We start from the raw sequence: 14,690 nt of genomic DNA, 5'->3' as shown, positions 1-14,690 counted from the left end.
ATGGTTTTACGAGCGCTTCGCGCCCGGACGCAGCCTCGCACTACTCGTCAGCGACTACAGAAATGGCAACGGTGGGTGTGGCCCTTGCCGAAGGCGACGTCCGATGGCGAAGCGATTGTAAACCCGATGTTTGCGATGCCTCTGTGGCACCGCGTTGAATGGTTTTACGAGCGCTTCGCGCCCGGACGCAGCCTCGCACTACTCGTCAGCGACTACAGAAATGGCAACGGTTGGTTGCCGAAGGCGACGTCCGATGGCGAAGCGCTCGTAAACCCGAGGTTTGCGTTGCCTCTGTGGCACCGCGTTGTATGGTTTTACGAGCGCTTCGCGCCCGGACGCAGCCTCGCACTACTCGTCAGCGACTACAGAAATGGCAACGGTTGGTTGCCGAAGGCGACGTCCGATGGCGAAGCGCTCGTAAACCCGAGGTTTGCGTTGCCTGATCGGCAACTGTGTAACCACAGGTTTTACCCTGGCCGATTACTCACCCGACAACCCTTCAATCAACGCCGCGTTCTGCTGCGGCGTGCCGATGCTGATACGCAGGAACTGGGCTATTCGCAGTTGTTTGAAGTGCCGCACGATCACGCCCTGCGTACGCAATTTTGCGGCCAGCGCAGCCGCATCGTGCTCCGGGTGGCGGGCAAAGATGAAGTTGGCCGCTGACGGCAACACCTCAAAACCCAATGCCTTCAACTGCTTAACCATCTGCTCACGGCTGTCGATCACCGCCTTGCAGGTTTGCTCGAAGTAGTCGCGATCTGCGAACGCAGCTGCGGCCCCGGCGATGGCCACACGGTCCAGCGGGTATGAGTTGAAGCTGTTTTTGATCCGCTCCAGCGCCTCGATCAGATCGGGATGCCCCACCGCCAGGCCCACCCGCAAACCCGCCAGCGAACGCGACTTGGACAAGGTTTGTGTCACCAGCAGGTTCGGGTAACGATCCACCAGGCTGATGGCCGTCTCGCCACCAAAATCAACATAGGCTTCGTCCACCACCACCACCGAATCCGGGCTGGCAATAAGCAGTTGTTCGATAGCGTCCAGCGCTAGCAAACAGCCAGTGGGGGCGTTGGGGTTGGGGAAAATAATTCCGCCGTTAGGCTTGGCGTAATCCGCAGGCTGGATCTGAAACTGCTCATCCAGCGGCACCGCGTCGAATTCAATGCCATACAGGCCGCAGTACACCGGATAGAAGCTGTAGCTGATGTCTGGAAACAGCAGCGGTTTGTCGTGCTGAAACAGGCCATTGAAGACATGCGCCAGCACTTCATCGGAACCGTTGCCGAGGAAGACCTGTTGAGTCTGCACCCCGTAGTACTCGGCCACCGCCTGCTTGAGCAGGTCGCTGTTAGGGTCCGGGTACAGGCGCAGGTCATCGTTGATTTCAGCGCGCATCGCCGCCAGCGCTTTAGGCGACGGGCCGTAAGGGTTTTCGTTGGTGTTGAGCTTGACCAGCCGGGTCAGTTTCGGCTGTTCGCCCGGCACATAGGGCACCAGCGCTTTAACGAATGGACTCCAGAATTTGCTCATGCTTATTGCCCCTGTTCGTCGGCGATGATCCGGTATTCAGCACTGCGAGCGTGTCCGGTCAACGACTCGCCACGGGCCAGTACCGAGGCCGTTTTGCCCAGCTCGGATGCGCCCTGCTCCGAGCAGAAAATGATCGAGGAACGTTTCTGGAAGTCATACACCCCCAGCGGTGAAGAAAACCGTGCGGTGCCCGATGTCGGCAGCACGTGGTTGGGGCCTGCGCAGTAATCGCCCAACGCTTCTGAGGTGTGACGGCCCATAAAAATAGCGCCCGCATGGCGAATCTGCGGCAACCAGGCCTGCGGGTCAGCCACCGACAACTCCAGGTGTTCCGGGGCGATACGGTTGGCCACGTCGATGGCCTGCTGCATGTCGTTCACCAGGATCAGCGCGCCACGACCATTGATCGACGTGTTGATGATCTCGGCACGCTCCATCGTCGGCAGCAACTTGGCGATACTCGCGGCCACCTTGTCGAGGAACTCGGCGTCCGGGCTGACCAGGATCGCTTGCGCGTCTTCGTCGTGCTCGGCCTGGGAGAACAGGTCCATGGCGATCCAGTCCGGATCGGTCAGACCGTCACACACCACCAGAATTTCCGAAGGCCCGGCGATCATGTCGATCCCCACCTGGCCGAAGACGTGACGCTTGGCGGTGGCGACATAAATGTTGCCCGGCCCCACCACTTTGTCGACTTTGGGCACGCTTTCGGTGCCATACGCCAGTGCGGCCACCGCTTGGGCGCCACCGATGGTGAACACCCGGTCCACGCCCGCGATGCACGCGGCCGCCAGCACCAGTTCATTGATTTCGCCGCGCGGGGTCGGTACCACCATGACCACTTCAGCCACGCCAGCCACCTTGGCCGGGATTGCGTTCATCAACACCGACGAGGGATACGACGCTTTGCCGCCTGGCACGTAAAGACCGGCGCGGTCCAGCGGTGTGACTTTTTGGCCCAGCACCGTGCCGTCAGCCTCGGTGTAGGTCCAGGAATCCTGTTTCTGTTTTTCGTGATAGCTGCGTACACGCTGCGCAGCTTTTTCCAACGCTTCACGCTGCGGTGCCGTGATGCGCGTCAATGCCAGTTCCAGACGTTCACGGGGCAGGATCAAGTCTGCCATCGAGGCCACTTGCAGCCCGTCGAAACGCTCAGTGAACTCCACCAGTGCTGCATCGCCACGCTCGCGCACGGCCTTGATGATGTCGAGCACACGCTGGTTGACCGAGTCGTCAGACACACTTTCCCAGCTCAGCAAATGATCCAGATGCTGCGCGAAGTCCGGGTCAGCAGCGTTGAGACGACGAATAGCAGTGGGAGCGGTCATAGCGAGGGCCTCGGTAATTGGCGAATGCTTAGATTTCATAATGTTACACAGCGAGCACAGCAAGACTAACAAGCCATCCGCGCGGATACCTGAGATTTCTGGCGATTACGCGGATAGAGGGGCGCGACGTTAGGGTCAGTCGCGCAGGAGAGTCAGCCGCGGTGTCGAGATTCCACTGCTTGGCGCAGGGTATCGATCAGGGCTTGAATACGGGCGTGCTGCATTTTCATCGAAGCCTTGTTAACCACCAGACGGGAGCTGATGGCGGCAATGAATTCCTGAGGTTCCAGGCCATTGGCACGCAAGGTGTTACCGGTATCGACCACGTCGATGATTTTGTCGGCCAGGCCAATCAGCGGGGCCAGTTCCATCGAGCCGTACAGCTTGATGATGTCGACCTGACGGCCTTGTTCGGCGTAGTAACGCTTGGCCACATTGACGAACTTGGTGGCCACGCGCAAACGCCCTTTAGGCTCAACGGCGCCCACAGCGCCTGCGGTCATCAGCTTGCACTGGGCGATACGCAGGTCCAGCGGCTCGTACAGGCCCTGACCACCGTACTCCATCAGCACGTCTTTGCCGGCGACACCAAGGTCGGCAGCACCGTGCTCAACGTAAGTCGGCACATCGGTGGCGCGTACGATCAGCAAACGTACGTCTGGCTGAGAGGTCGGGATGATCAGCTTGCGGCTTTTGTCCGGATTCTCGGTCGGCACAATGCCCGCTTCAGCGAGAAGCGGCAGAGTGTCGTCAAGGATACGGCCCTTGGACAATGCAATGGTCAGCATGGGAAACGTAAGTCCTTATCAGGGTACTTATGCCCGGACGCAATCGGCGCCGGACAAACATCGAGCCTGATAATCAGGCTCGATTTGAACGATTCGAAGCCAGGTAAGGTAGCGCGTACAAGGCATTACGTCACCTGGCGGCTGGGCACAGTCCGTGTGCCCATGATGCCTGACACCAAAAACTAGCCCGGAACGCGGCGAATTTTGGCACCCAGCATTTGCAGTTTCTCTTCGATGCACTCGTAGCCACGGTCTATGTGGTAGATGCGATCGATCAAAGTGTCACCTTCAGCGACAAGCGCCGAGATCACCAGGCTGGCCGATGCACGCAAGTCGGTTGCCATCACTGGCGCGCCCTTGAGTGTTTCGGTGCCGGTCACGATGGCTGTGTTGCCTTCGACCTGGATCTTGGCGCCCATGCGGTGCAGTTCGTAAACGTGCATGAAGCGGTTTTCGAAGATGGTCTCGATCACAGCGCCGGTGCCTTCAGCAATGGCATTCAACGAGATGAACTGCGCCTGCATGTCGGTGGGGAACGCCGGGTAGGGAGCGGTACGCACGTTAACGGCTTTAGGACGCTTGCCGTGCATGTTGAGCTCGATCCAGTTATCACCGGTGGTGATTTCTGCGCCCGCTTCCTTCAGCTTCTCCAGCACGGCTTCAAGGATAGTCGGATCGGTGTCCTTGACCTTCACGCGGCCGCCGGTCACGGCAGCAGCTACCAGGTACGTACCGGTCTCGATACGGTCGGGCATTACGCGGTATGTCGCAGGGTGCAGCTCTTTAACACCTTCAATGGTGATGGTGTCGGTGCCAGCACCGCTGACCTTGGCGCCCATGGCGTTCAGGAAGTTGGCCAGGTCGACGACTTCAGGCTCGCGCGCCGAGTTCTTCAGTACGCTGGTGCCATTGGCCAGTGCGGCGGCCATCATGATGTTTTCAGTGCCGGTCACACTGACGGTGTCAAAGAAGAAGTCTGCACCGCGCAGGCCGCCTTCAGGCGCCTTGGCCTTGATGTAACCGCCCTCAACGTCGATCACAGCGCCCATGGCTTCAAGGCCACGGATGTGCAGGTCAACCGGACGCGAACCGATGGCGCAACCGCCCGGCAAGGCCACTTCTGCGTAGCCAAAACGCGCCACCATCGGACCCAATACCAGGATCGATGCACGCATGGTTTTAACCAGTTCGTACGGAGCGATCAGGGTTTTGATGGTGTTGGGGTTGATTTCGACGCTGAGTTTTTCATCGATCACAGGCTCGATGCCCATGCGCCCGAACAGCTCGATCATCGTGGTGATGTCGTGCAGGTGCGGCAGGTTGGCAACCGTCACCGGGCCATTGCACAGCAGGGTTGCAGCCAAAATCGGCAGGGCAGAGTTTTTTGCCCCGGAAATGCGGATCTCGCCGTCTAGACGGGCACCGCCAGTAATAATCAATTTATCCATAACAATCTCGACGCCAATGGGCTCAGGGGGCTCAGGTGCGCTCGGCCCAGGCCGCGCTGCTGAAGAATTTCATAGTGACCGCATGGATGCTGCCATCAGCGATCCACGGGTTCAAATGGGCATAGATGCTTTGCTGACGTTTCACCGGGCTCAAGGCCACCAGTTCGTCACTGATCACATTCAGCTGAAAGTTGCAGCCTTCGCCCTCAACTTCTACCTGGGTACCAGGCAGCTTTCCCTCAAGAAAGCGCTTCACTTCTTCGGCCTGCATGCTCAACCTCAATCGGCGCCTAACGCGCGCGGGTCGGCCATCATACAAAAAAGCCCCGCGCCTGCGAACCCCGTAAAACAGGACTCTGACGGGGGGCTTCTCTATAAATGGCGATTAATGATGTGCCAGCAGTTCAGTCAAGCCCGAAACCTGTGCGATTTCGCGCATGTCTTCGGGCATGGCACGAATGCTCAATGGCTTGTTCAGGGCTTGTGCGTCACGCATGAAGCACAACAGGAGCGATAAACCCACGCTGCTGGACTTGGTGACAGCCGAGCAATCGACGACCAAGGATTTGGCCAGCGCCTTTTTGATCAGGGCCTGGCCTTCCTTGCGCAACTGCGGCCCGGTCTGAAAGTTGAGCACACCGCTGAGGCGCAACTCGCTTTCACCGGCCAGGGTTACGGCACCCTCACTCATTTCTCGATGGCCTTGTCAGTCTCTTGCTTGACCTTGGCCACTTCGCCTGCCCAGTTATCAATGGTTTTATCCAGGTTGTTGCCATTTTTCTGCATGGCATCAGAGAACTGATCGCGGAACAACTTACCTATGTTGATACCGTTAACGATCACGTTGCGCACTTTCCACTCACCGTTGACTTTATTGAGGGTGTAGGACAGCGGGTAAGTGGCGCCGTTATCGCCTTTAACGGTCATGTCAACGCTGGTGCGATCACCGCTTTCTTCCTTGGCTGGCGCCACGGTGATGCCCTGATTTTTAAACTCTAGCAAGGCGTTACCGTAGAACTGCATCAGGCTGCGCTTGAAGTTCTCTTGAAAGCGCTGCATTTGCGCAGGCGTCGCATTTCGCGAGTACTTAACGGTCATGATGCTTTTGGAAATACCTTCAACATCTACAGCCGGCCCGACAATGCTGTTCAAGGCATCGTAAAACCTGCTCGGGTCTTGCTTGTACTGCTCTTTATTGGCTTGAAGGTCAGCCAGCAAACGGGTGGTAGTGTCTTGAACGATGTCATGGGCAGATTGCCCCGGTGCGGCATTAGCCATCAGCGGAAGGGTTGCTGCCAACATCACCAGCAGGCCACGACGTAAAAGAGAAATCATCAAAACACTCCTTATTTGGCGTCTTTACTGACGGTATTGAGCAAGAACTTGCCGATCAAGTCTTCTAGAACCAGTGACGATTGGGTGTCGTGAATAGTTCCACCGTCTTTGAGCAGGGTGTCTTCCCCGCCCACGCTGATACCAATGTATTTTTCGCCCAACAGGCCCGCCGTGAGAATAGACGCAGTCGAATCGGTCGGCAGGTTATCGACCTTCTTTTCGAGTTGCAGCGTGACGCGGGCAGTGAAGTTGTCACGGTCCAGGTCAATCGCAGTAACTTTACCGATGGTCACGCCCGCCATCGAGACCTTGGCGCGCACGGTCAGGCCGGCAATATTGTCGAAATAGGCATACAGCTTGTAGGTGTCGTTGCTGGCGGTCGGGGACAGTCCACTGACCCGAAGGGCGAGCAACAGCAAAGCCAGGATGCCAGCCAGCAGGAACAGGCCGACACCGATTTCCATGGTGCGGTTTTGCATCAGAAATCTCCAAACATCAAGGCGGTCAAAATAAAGTCCAGCCCGAGTACAGCCAAAGAGGCATACACCACGGTCTTGGTAGTGGCACGGCTGATCCCCTCTGAAGTGGGCTCACAGTCATAACCTTGAAACACGGCAATCCAGGTCACCACAAACGCAAAGACGATGCTTTTGATGATCCCGTTAAGCACGTCACCACTGAAGGTCACGCTGTTCTGCATATTGGCCCAGTAGGAACCGTCATAGACGCCCAGCCAGTCCACCGCCACCCACGAACCACCCCAGATCCCGACCACGCTGAAGATCATCGCCAGCACCGGCAGGGAAATGAACCCGGCCCACAAGCGTGGCGCGATGATGTATTTCAGTGGATCGACGCCAATCATTTCCAGGCTGGACAGTTGCTCGGTCGATTTCATGTTGCCGATTTCAGCGGTCAACGCAGACCCGGCGCGCCCAGCGAACAACAGCGCGGTTACCACCGGCCCCAACTCGCGCAGCAAGGTCAAGGCTACCATCTGCCCGACCGCCTGCTCAGAACCGTAGCTGGACAGGATACTGAAGCCTTGCAGCGCCAGGACCATGCCGATAAACACGCCCGAAACCACAATAATCACCAGCGACATGACGCCGACGGAATGCAGTTGTTTGAGCAACAGCCCAAAGCCGCCGCCGAGACCGCCACGCCCCAGCAAGGCGTGAAACAGGAAAATCGTCGAACGCCCCAGCACCGAGACAATATCGATCCCGGCCCGGCCGAACAGTGCGACACGGTCCATTATTGATTGTTTGCGCATCAGCGCTTCCCCAGAAGATCGGTTCGGTAGTCCGACGCCGGAAAGTGAAACGGTACCGGACCGTCCGGATCGCCGGTCATGAACTGACGAATGCGCGGATTATCGGCGTTCATCAGCTCTTCAGGCGTGCCCTGCCCCAGCACCTGACCATCGCCCACTACATATAAATAGTCGGCAATGCTCGCTGTTTCGGCCAAGTCGTGAGAAACCACAATGCTGGTGATACCCAGCGCATCATTGAGCAGACGAATCAGACGCACCAACACGCCCATGGCAATGGGGTCCTGACCGACGAACGGTTCGTCATACATCAGGATTTGCGGGTCCAGCGCAATCGCCCGGGCCAACGCCACACGGCGTTTCATACCGCCGGACAGCTCGTCCGGCATCAAGTCGATGGCCCCACGCAAACCCACCGCCTGCAATTTAAGCAGCACGATGTCGCGGATCATTTCTTCCGGCAACTCGGTATGAACCCGTAACGGGAAAGCAACGTTTTCGAACACGTCCAGATCGGTGAACAGTGCGCCACTCTGAAACAGCACACCCATATGCTTGCGAGCGTCGAACAGGTCACTGCGCGACAACGTAGGCAAGTTCTGACCGTTAACCCACACTTCTCCGCTAGTGGGACGCAGTTGCATTCCCATCAAGCGCAACAGAGTGGTCTTGCCGCAACCGGACGGCCCCATGATCCCCGTGACTTTGCCACGCGGGATACGAATATCGACGTTATTGAAGATGCTGCGCGCACCGCGCTTGAAGGAAACTCCCTTCAGCTCGACCGCGTAGGCGTTATCGGCACTCATCTAAACTCCTTGCGATGCAGCCTCTGCCTCTAACCGGACACCAAGCTTCTTTTCAGGAAGCGCGCGTTCCTTGAGCGGGCCGAACTGGCGGCGAACTATATCACTGCTGATACTGACCGCCCAAGGCCGAAGGAGTGCCCATTCAGGTTCAAGACAGTGAAAAAATTACAAATCATCCTAAAGTCCATTGACGCTTTGTTACCAGCGACAACAAAGCATGACGATCTAACGTGAGGGAATTGCACAGAACCGCTATAATCGCCGCCTTTTCTCAGGCTACCCGACTTCAAACATGAGCCAATCCAGCGACCTGATTCAATCTGCACAACGCACCATCCGCCTCGAACTGGAAGCCGTAGAAGATTTACTGCCCCGTATCGACGCTGATTTCGTACGCGCTTGCGAGATGATTCTGGCGAGCAAGGGCCGAGTAGTCGTCGTCGGCATGGGCAAATCCGGGCACATAGGCAACAAAATAGCCGCCACGCTGGCCAGCACCGGCACCACGGCTTTTTTTGTTCATCCCGCCGAAGCCAGCCACGGTGACATGGGCATGATCACCCGCGATGACATCATCCTCGCGCTGTCCAATTCGGGCTCGACCGCCGAAATCGTCACCTTGCTGCCGCTGATCAAGCGCCTGGGCATTCAATTGATCAGCATGACCGGCAACCCTGAATCACCCCTGGCCAAAGCCGCTGACGTCAGCCTGGATGCCCGCGTGGCCCAAGAGGCTTGCCCACTGAACCTGGCGCCGACCTCTTCCACCACCGCGACGTTGGTGCTGGGTGATGCACTGGCCATTGCCTTGCTTGAAGCGCGCGGTTTTACCGCTGAAGACTTCGCTTTTTCGCACCCTGGTGGCGCACTCGGCCGTCGCTTGCTGCTTAAAGTCGAAAACGTCATGCACGCAGGCGAAGAGCTTCCGCAAGTGGTACGCGGCACGCTGCTTCGGGACGCACTGATGGAAATGACCCACAAGGGGCTGGGCATGACCGTTGTCACCGAAGCCGATGGCCGTCTGGCCGGGATCTTCACTGACGGCGACTTGCGCCGCACGCTGGATCGGGAAATCGATATCCGCAACGCAACCATCGACACCGTCATGACCCCGCACGGCAAGACAGCGCGTGCCGACATGCTGGCCGCTGAGGCCCTCAAAATCATGGAAGACCACAAAATCAGCGCGCTGGTTGTCGTCGACAAGGATGACCGCCCTGTCGGCGCCTTGAACATGCACGATTTACTGCGCGCAGGAGTGATGTAATGAGCAGCGATTTACTCAAACGCGGCAAAGGGATCAAACTCGCCATTTTCGACGTTGATGGCGTGCTGACCGACGGCCGGCTGTACTTCCTTGAGGACGGCAGCGAATTCAAAACGTTTAACACCCTCGACGGCCAGGGCATCAAGATGCTGATGGCTGGCGGCGTGCAAACGGCAATTATCAGCGGCCGCAAAACCCCTGTGGTTGAGCGTCGTGCGCAAAACCTGGGGATCCCGTACCTGTATCAGGGGCGTGAAGACAAATTAGTGGTATTGGACGAGCTTCTCGGCCAACTCAACCTAAGCTATGAACAGGTCGCCTATTTGGGCGATGACTTACCGGACTTGCCGGTTATCCGCCGCGTAGGTCTGGGCATGGCCGTGGCCAATGCCGCCAGTTTCGTGCGCGAGCACGCCCACGGCGTGACACAAGCGCGGGGCGGTGAAGGTGCCGCCCGAGAGTTTTGTGAATTGATCCTGCGTGCCCAAGGCCGCCTTGATGCCGCTCACGCTGCCTACCTATAGAGCTTTCTATGCTGAGTAAAAAAATTCGCAACTTCCTGTTATTCGGGGTCATTGCTGCGTTGTTTGCAGCCGTTGGCTACTGGAATATCAGCCCGGAGCGCTTCCTCGACAAACCCGCCGTGGCCGTCGATGAAACCGCTATCGACTATTACGCTATCAATGCGCACAGCCTTCAGTACCTGCCGGACGGCAAGCTGCAATACGAAATGACGTCCGACAAAGTGGAGCACCTCAAGGCCAGCGAAGTGACGTTGCTGACCAACCCGGACTTGCAGATGTACCGCGGAACCACCTTTCCGTGGCACGTTCAAAGCCTGCGTGGCGAAGTCAACCCCGATGGCACTGAAGTCGAATTGATCGACTCGGTACGGGTCGCGCGTACCGACGAAAGAAACCGCGAGCTGATCATCACCAGCTCACGCATGACAGTATTCCCACAGAAGCAATATGCGCAGACCGAGCAAGCCGTTAGAATCGACGGCGCTGGTGGTGTGACCACCGCCAATGGCATGAAAGCATATTTGAAAGACGGCAGGATGGACCTGCTGTCCAACGTAAGAGGACAGTATGAGTCTCGTTAAAACCCTCCCTTTATTGCTCAGTCTGAGCGCAGCACTGGGAAGCGTGAGCGCCTGGGCTCTGCCGAACGACAACGAACAGCCTATCCGCATTCAGGCTAACGAAGCGCAGCTGGATGATAAAAAAGGCGTCGCGACCTACAAAGGCGACGTAATCATCACTCAAGGCTCGATGAAAATTACCGGTAACACGGTCACTATCACGCGCAATGCTGCGGGCGAAATTGACGTGGTCACCTCGGTCGGCAACCTGGCCTACTTTGAGCAACTGCAAAAAGCCACAGACCCTAAACCGGTTCAAGCCTACGGCGTGACCATTCAGTACCATGCGCCGCAAAACCGCATCGTATTGATCGACAAAGCCAAGGTAATCAACGACGGCAACACCACCGAAGGCGAGAAAATCGTCTACGACACGGTTAAACAAGTCGCCAATGCGGGTCGCGCCACTGGCAGCAGCGTTACTGCGCCTCGCCCTCGTATCGACATGGTGATCCAGCCGAAGAAAAAAACTGACGCGCAGAAGGCCCAGTAATGGCAACTCTGAAAGCCCAGCATTTGGCTAAAAGCTACAAAAGCCGTCAGGTAGTGCGTGACGTCAGCCTGTCGATCGACAGCGGGCAGATTGTTGGCTTGCTCGGCCCGAACGGTGCCGGCAAGACCACCTGCTTCTACATGATCGTGGGCCTGGTGCAGGCCGATCAGGGCCGCGTGCTGATTGATGACCTGGATGTCAGCCATCAGCCGATGCACGGCCGCGCACGCGCCGGTATCGGTTATCTGCCGCAAGAAGCCTCCATTTTCCGCAAATTGTCGGTCGCCGATAACATCATGGCGATCCTCGAAACGCGCAAGGAACTGGATAAAGCAGGCCGTCGCAAAGAGCTGGAAAGCCTGTTGCAGGAATTCCATATCAACCACATTCGCGACAATCTGGGCATGAGCCTGTCGGGTGGCGAGCGTCGCCGGGTAGAAATCGCCCGCGCATTGGCCACTGCACCCAAGTTCATCCTGCTCGATGAACCCTTTGCCGGTGTTGACCCGATCTCTGTGGGCGACATCAAGCAAATCATCCATCACCTCAAGGCCAAAGGCATTGGCGTGCTGATCACCGATCACAACGTCCGCGAAACGCTCGATATTTGCGAAACGGCTTACATCGTTAACGACGGACAACTGATTGCTGAAGGCGACGCTGAAACGATTCTGGCCAACAAGCTGGTGAGAGAAGTGTACCTGGGCAACGAGTTCCGCTTGTAAGCCCCCCTGCTTCAACCTGCCTTGCAGGCGTTCTCAATTTGCCGGCCTCACTCGGGCAAATTGAAAACGCCTCTAGGCAAACGCTACGGTTTCAGGCATATAATTTGCTTATGTTTGGCGCTCACGCGCCCTTGTAGTGGATGGCGCCATGTGCGCCGGCGAATAAGGTGTTAAGCCCCTGCCATGAAACCATCGCTAGTTCTGAGAATGGGCCAGCAGCTGACAATGACACCTCAGCTGCAACAAGCCATACGCCTGCTCCAATTGTCGACCCTGGACCTGCAACAGGAAATCCAGGAGGCCCTGGAATCCAATCCGATGCTCGAACGCCAGGAAGAAGGCGAAGATTTCGACAATACGGACCCCTTGGCTGACAACATCGAGCAAAAACCCACAAACGATATCAACGAGATCCAAGAGCCCTCTTACCAAGAGTCCGCACCCACTGTGGACAACCTGGAAGACGGTGAGTGGAACGACCGTATCCCCAATGAGCTTCCTGTCGATACCGCGTGGGAAGACGTCTACCAGACCAGCGCCAGCAGCTTGCCCAGCAACGATGACGACGAATGGGACTTCACCACGCGCACATCCGCTGGCGAAAGCCTGCAAAGTCATCTGCTGTGGCAATTGAACCTGGCGCCCATGTCGGACACCGACCGACTGATCGGTGTAACCCTGATCGACTGCATCAACAATCAGGGCTATCTGGACGAAACCCTCGAAGAGATCCTCGAAGCCTTTGATCCTGAACTGGACATTGAACTCGATGAGATCGAAGCCGTCCTGCATCGCATCCAGCAATTCGAGCCTGCGGGTATCGGGGCGCGCAACCTGAGCGAGTGTCTGCTCCTGCAATTGCGTCAGCTACCGGAAAAAACGCTTTGGCTGGCTGAAGCCAAACGCTTGATCACCGACTACATCGATCTGCTGGGCGCGCGTGATTACAGCCAGCTCATGCGGCGCATGAAGCTCAAGGAAGACGAACTGCGCCAGGTCATCGAGCTGGTGCAAAGCCTGAACCCGCGTCCAGGCTCGCAAATTGAATCAAGCGAAGCCGAATACGTCGTGCCGGACGTTATCGTGCGCAAAGACAACGAACGCTGGCTGGTGGAGCTCAATCAAGAGTCCGTGCCACGTCTGCGGGTTAACGCGCAATACGCAGGTTTTGTACGCCGTGCGGACACCAGCGCCGATAACACGTTCATGCGCAATCAACTGCAAGAAGCCCGCTGGTTTATCAAAAGCCTGCAAAGCCGCAACGAAACCCTGATGAAAGTGGCGACGCAAATTGTCGAGCATCAGCGCGGCTTTCTGGAGTATGGCGACGAAGCCATGAAGCCACTTGTGTTGCATGACATTGCAGAAGCCGTCGGCATGCACGAATCAACGATTTCACGGGTCACCACCCAGAAATTCATGCATACCCCGCGGGGCATTTATGAATTGAAGTACTTTTTCTCCAGCCATGTCAGCACCTCTGAAGGCGGCGAATGCTCGTCCACAGCGATTCGCGCGATCATCAAAAAACTGGTCGCGGCTGAAAATCAGAAAAAGCCGTTGAGTGACAGCAAGATCGCTGGTTTACTGGAGGCACAAGGTATTCAGGTAGCCCGTCGTACGGTCGCCAAGTACCGCGAGTCCCTTGGGATCGCGCCTTCGAGCGAGCGTAAGCGTTTGATGTGACGGGCCTGCCACCGCGTTCCAGTGGCGGGTATTCCCACCCGCCGCTTTATGCACTGGCAACGAAGGAGAAACTGTATGCAAGTCAACATCAGTGGACACCAACTGGAAGTGACTGAACCGCTGCGCGCTTATATCGGCGAAAAACTCAAACGAATTGAGGGGCATTTCGACAAAATCACCAACGTGCAAGTCATTATGACTGTCGAAAAGCTGAAGCAGAAAATCGAAGCCACCTTGCGTATACCCGGCGGGGAAGTAGTCGCCAATGCCGAGCATTCAGATATGTATGCAGCCATTGACGACCTGACCGACAAGCTGGATCGCCAAATCAAAAAGCATAAGGAAAAGCAGCAGAGCCTCCTTCAAGGCACTGGCCGCTAACACTCCCTACCCATGATTCGACTTGAAACCATCCTGACCCCCGGCCGTTCACTCGTGAACGTGCCGGGCGGCAGTAAAAAGCGCGCCCTCGAACAAATTGCCAACCTGATCGGCCGAGAAGTGCCTGAACTGGATACGCAAGCTGTTTACGAGGCCCTGATCGCCCGTGAAAAACTGGGTTCAACCGGTTTTGGCAACGGCATCGCAATCCCCCACTGCCGCCTCAAGGGCTGCGAGACGCCTGTCAGCGCCTTGCTGCACCTGGATGCCCCCATAGATTTCGACGCCATCGATGGCGCGCCGGTCGACCTGTTGTTCGTTTTGCTGGTGCCAGAAGCGGCCACCGACGCACACCTGGAGCTGCTCCGGCAGATCGCCAGCATGCTCGATCGCAAAGAAGTTCGCGAAAAACTACGCCATGCACCCAGCAACGAAGCGTTGTATCAGGTTGTTCTGGACGAACAGAACGGTCAATAA

18 protein-coding genes are annotated in these 14,690 nt (G+C 57.1%); 8 read left to right on the top strand and 10 right to left on the bottom strand.

Annotation, left to right across the window (positions count from 1 at the left end; translation table 11 throughout):
- Positions 1 to 480: 480 nt before the first annotated feature.
- From hisC to AP059_RS06930, 10 genes are all read right to left on the bottom strand, one after another.
- Positions 481 to 1,533, bottom strand: a complete 1,053-nt coding sequence (gene hisC / locus AP059_RS06975; protein ID WP_059762505.1) for a histidinol-phosphate transaminase — start codon at positions 1,531 to 1,533, stop codon at positions 481 to 483.
- A 2-nt stretch (positions 1,534 to 1,535) separates the two neighbouring features.
- On the bottom strand, positions 1,536 to 2,861 hold the full coding sequence (gene hisD / locus AP059_RS06970) for a histidinol dehydrogenase (protein ID WP_048363167.1): 1,326 nt from the start codon (positions 2,859 to 2,861) through the stop codon (positions 1,536 to 1,538).
- Positions 2,862 to 3,013: 152 nt separating this feature from the next.
- Positions 3,014 to 3,649, bottom strand: a complete 636-nt coding sequence (hisG, locus tag AP059_RS06965; RefSeq protein WP_048363166.1) for an ATP phosphoribosyltransferase — start codon at positions 3,647 to 3,649, stop codon at positions 3,014 to 3,016.
- A 182-nt stretch (positions 3,650 to 3,831) separates the two neighbouring features.
- Positions 3,832 to 5,097, bottom strand: a complete 1,266-nt coding sequence (gene murA, locus AP059_RS06960; RefSeq protein ID WP_059762503.1) for a UDP-N-acetylglucosamine 1-carboxyvinyltransferase — start codon at positions 5,095 to 5,097, stop codon at positions 3,832 to 3,834.
- 31 nt (positions 5,098 to 5,128) lie between these two features.
- Positions 5,129 to 5,368 carry a BolA family protein gene (locus AP059_RS06955; protein WP_059762502.1) on the bottom strand — a complete coding sequence of 80 codons (240 nt, stop codon included), beginning with the start codon at positions 5,366 to 5,368 and terminating at the stop codon, positions 5,129 to 5,131.
- A 114-nt stretch (positions 5,369 to 5,482) separates the two neighbouring features.
- Positions 5,483 to 5,788: an STAS domain-containing protein gene (locus AP059_RS06950; RefSeq protein ID WP_059762500.1), complete on the bottom strand. Its 306-nt coding sequence runs from the start codon at positions 5,786 to 5,788 to the stop codon at positions 5,483 to 5,485.
- On the bottom strand, positions 5,785 to 6,432 hold the full coding sequence (locus AP059_RS06945; RefSeq protein WP_059762498.1) for an MlaC/ttg2D family ABC transporter substrate-binding protein: 648 nt from the start codon (positions 6,430 to 6,432) through the stop codon (positions 5,785 to 5,787). Before AP059_RS06945 ends, AP059_RS06950 begins: the two co-directional genes overlap by 4 nt.
- An 11-nt stretch (positions 6,433 to 6,443) precedes the next feature.
- Entirely contained in the window at positions 6,444 to 6,911 is a 468-nt protein-coding gene (mlaD, locus tag AP059_RS06940) for an outer membrane lipid asymmetry maintenance protein MlaD (protein WP_048363161.1), read from the bottom strand.
- On the bottom strand, positions 6,911 to 7,708 hold the full coding sequence (gene mlaE, locus AP059_RS06935) for a lipid asymmetry maintenance ABC transporter permease subunit MlaE (protein WP_048363160.1): 798 nt from the start codon (positions 7,706 to 7,708) through the stop codon (positions 6,911 to 6,913). Before mlaE ends, mlaD begins: the two co-directional genes overlap by 1 nt.
- On the bottom strand, positions 7,708 to 8,517 hold the full coding sequence (locus AP059_RS06930; protein WP_059762496.1) for an ATP-binding cassette domain-containing protein: 810 nt from the start codon (positions 8,515 to 8,517) through the stop codon (positions 7,708 to 7,710). The genes mlaE and AP059_RS06930 overlap by 1 nt, the downstream gene beginning before the upstream one ends.
- A 292-nt stretch (positions 8,518 to 8,809) precedes the next feature.
- Here AP059_RS06930 and AP059_RS06925 point away from each other — a divergent pair, with 292 nt between their 5' ends.
- The 8 genes from AP059_RS06925 to ptsN all read left to right on the top strand — a co-directional run bounded on the left by AP059_RS06925 (position 8,810) and on the right by ptsN (position 14,690).
- Positions 8,810 to 9,784, top strand: a complete 975-nt coding sequence (locus AP059_RS06925; protein WP_048400224.1) for a KpsF/GutQ family sugar-phosphate isomerase — start codon at positions 8,810 to 8,812, stop codon at positions 9,782 to 9,784.
- Positions 9,784 to 10,308 carry a KdsC family phosphatase gene (locus tag AP059_RS06920; RefSeq protein WP_048363157.1) on the top strand — a complete coding sequence of 175 codons (525 nt, stop codon included), beginning with the start codon at positions 9,784 to 9,786 and terminating at the stop codon, positions 10,306 to 10,308. The genes AP059_RS06925 and AP059_RS06920 overlap by 1 nt, the downstream gene beginning before the upstream one ends.
- 8 nt (positions 10,309 to 10,316) lie before the next feature.
- Positions 10,317 to 10,889 (top strand): LPS export ABC transporter periplasmic protein LptC, encoded by a 573-nt coding sequence (lptC, locus tag AP059_RS06915; protein WP_048363156.1) that lies wholly within the window; start codon positions 10,317 to 10,319, stop codon positions 10,887 to 10,889.
- Positions 10,876 to 11,421, top strand: a complete 546-nt coding sequence (lptA, locus tag AP059_RS06910) for a lipopolysaccharide transport periplasmic protein LptA (RefSeq protein ID WP_048363155.1) — start codon at positions 10,876 to 10,878, stop codon at positions 11,419 to 11,421. The genes lptC and lptA overlap by 14 nt, the downstream gene beginning before the upstream one ends.
- Positions 11,421 to 12,146, top strand: coding sequence for an LPS export ABC transporter ATP-binding protein (gene lptB, locus AP059_RS06905; protein WP_047273366.1), 726 nt, complete (start codon positions 11,421 to 11,423; stop codon positions 12,144 to 12,146). The genes lptA and lptB overlap by 1 nt, the downstream gene beginning before the upstream one ends.
- 183 nt (positions 12,147 to 12,329) lie before the next feature.
- Complete coding sequence (locus AP059_RS06900) at positions 12,330 to 13,832, top strand: RNA polymerase factor sigma-54 (RefSeq protein WP_048363153.1); 1,503 nt, start codon at positions 12,330 to 12,332, stop codon at positions 13,830 to 13,832.
- Between the two features lie 75 nt (positions 13,833 to 13,907).
- Positions 13,908 to 14,213, top strand: coding sequence for a ribosome hibernation-promoting factor, HPF/YfiA family (gene hpf, locus AP059_RS06895; protein ID WP_010170586.1), 306 nt, complete (start codon positions 13,908 to 13,910; stop codon positions 14,211 to 14,213).
- 12 nt (positions 14,214 to 14,225) lie between these two features.
- Entirely contained in the window at positions 14,226 to 14,690 is a 465-nt protein-coding gene (gene ptsN / locus AP059_RS06890; RefSeq protein WP_059762495.1) for a PTS IIA-like nitrogen regulatory protein PtsN, read from the top strand.

It is taken from the genome of Pseudomonas sp. TAA207, from assembly GCF_001529285.1.
GTDB lineage: Bacteria > Pseudomonadota > Gammaproteobacteria > Pseudomonadales > Pseudomonadaceae > Aquipseudomonas > Aquipseudomonas weihenstephanensis.
This window is presented reverse-complemented; position numbering and strand designations above follow the sequence as displayed.

Coding starts and splice junctions, on each gene's coding strand:
- hisG (WP_048363166.1), bottom strand. CDS start 3,649: ATGCTGACCATTGCATTGTCCAAGGGCCGTATCCTTGACGACACTCTG.
- AP059_RS06925 (WP_048400224.1), top strand. CDS start 8,810: ATGAGCCAATCCAGCGACCTGATTCAATCTGCACAACGCACCATCCGC.
- lptC (WP_048363156.1), top strand. CDS start 10,317: ATGCTGAGTAAAAAAATTCGCAACTTCCTGTTATTCGGGGTCATTGCT.
- mlaD (WP_048363161.1), bottom strand. CDS start 6,911: ATGCAAAACCGCACCATGGAAATCGGTGTCGGCCTGTTCCTGCTGGCT.
- AP059_RS06930 (WP_059762496.1), bottom strand. CDS start 8,517: ATGAGTGCCGATAACGCCTACGCGGTCGAGCTGAAGGGAGTTTCCTTC.
- AP059_RS06945 (WP_059762498.1), bottom strand. CDS start 6,432: ATGATTTCTCTTTTACGTCGTGGCCTGCTGGTGATGTTGGCAGCAACC.
- AP059_RS06950 (WP_059762500.1), bottom strand. CDS start 5,788: ATGAGTGAGGGTGCCGTAACCCTGGCCGGTGAAAGCGAGTTGCGCCTC.
- hisC (WP_059762505.1), bottom strand. CDS start 1,533: ATGAGCAAATTCTGGAGTCCATTCGTTAAAGCGCTGGTGCCCTATGTG.
- AP059_RS06920 (WP_048363157.1), top strand. CDS start 9,784: ATGAGCAGCGATTTACTCAAACGCGGCAAAGGGATCAAACTCGCCATT.
- lptA (WP_048363155.1), top strand. CDS start 10,876: ATGAGTCTCGTTAAAACCCTCCCTTTATTGCTCAGTCTGAGCGCAGCA.
- hisD (WP_048363167.1), bottom strand. CDS start 2,861: ATGACCGCTCCCACTGCTATTCGTCGTCTCAACGCTGCTGACCCGGAC.
- murA (WP_059762503.1), bottom strand. CDS start 5,097: ATGGATAAATTGATTATTACTGGCGGTGCCCGTCTAGACGGCGAGATC.
- hpf (WP_010170586.1), top strand. CDS start 13,908: ATGCAAGTCAACATCAGTGGACACCAACTGGAAGTGACTGAACCGCTG.
- lptB (WP_047273366.1), top strand. CDS start 11,421: ATGGCAACTCTGAAAGCCCAGCATTTGGCTAAAAGCTACAAAAGCCGT.
- AP059_RS06900 (WP_048363153.1), top strand. CDS start 12,330: ATGAAACCATCGCTAGTTCTGAGAATGGGCCAGCAGCTGACAATGACA.
- ptsN (WP_059762495.1), top strand. CDS start 14,226: ATGATTCGACTTGAAACCATCCTGACCCCCGGCCGTTCACTCGTGAAC.
- mlaE (WP_048363160.1), bottom strand. CDS start 7,708: ATGCGCAAACAATCAATAATGGACCGTGTCGCACTGTTCGGCCGGGCC.
- AP059_RS06955 (WP_059762502.1), bottom strand. CDS start 5,368: ATGCAGGCCGAAGAAGTGAAGCGCTTTCTTGAGGGAAAGCTGCCTGGT.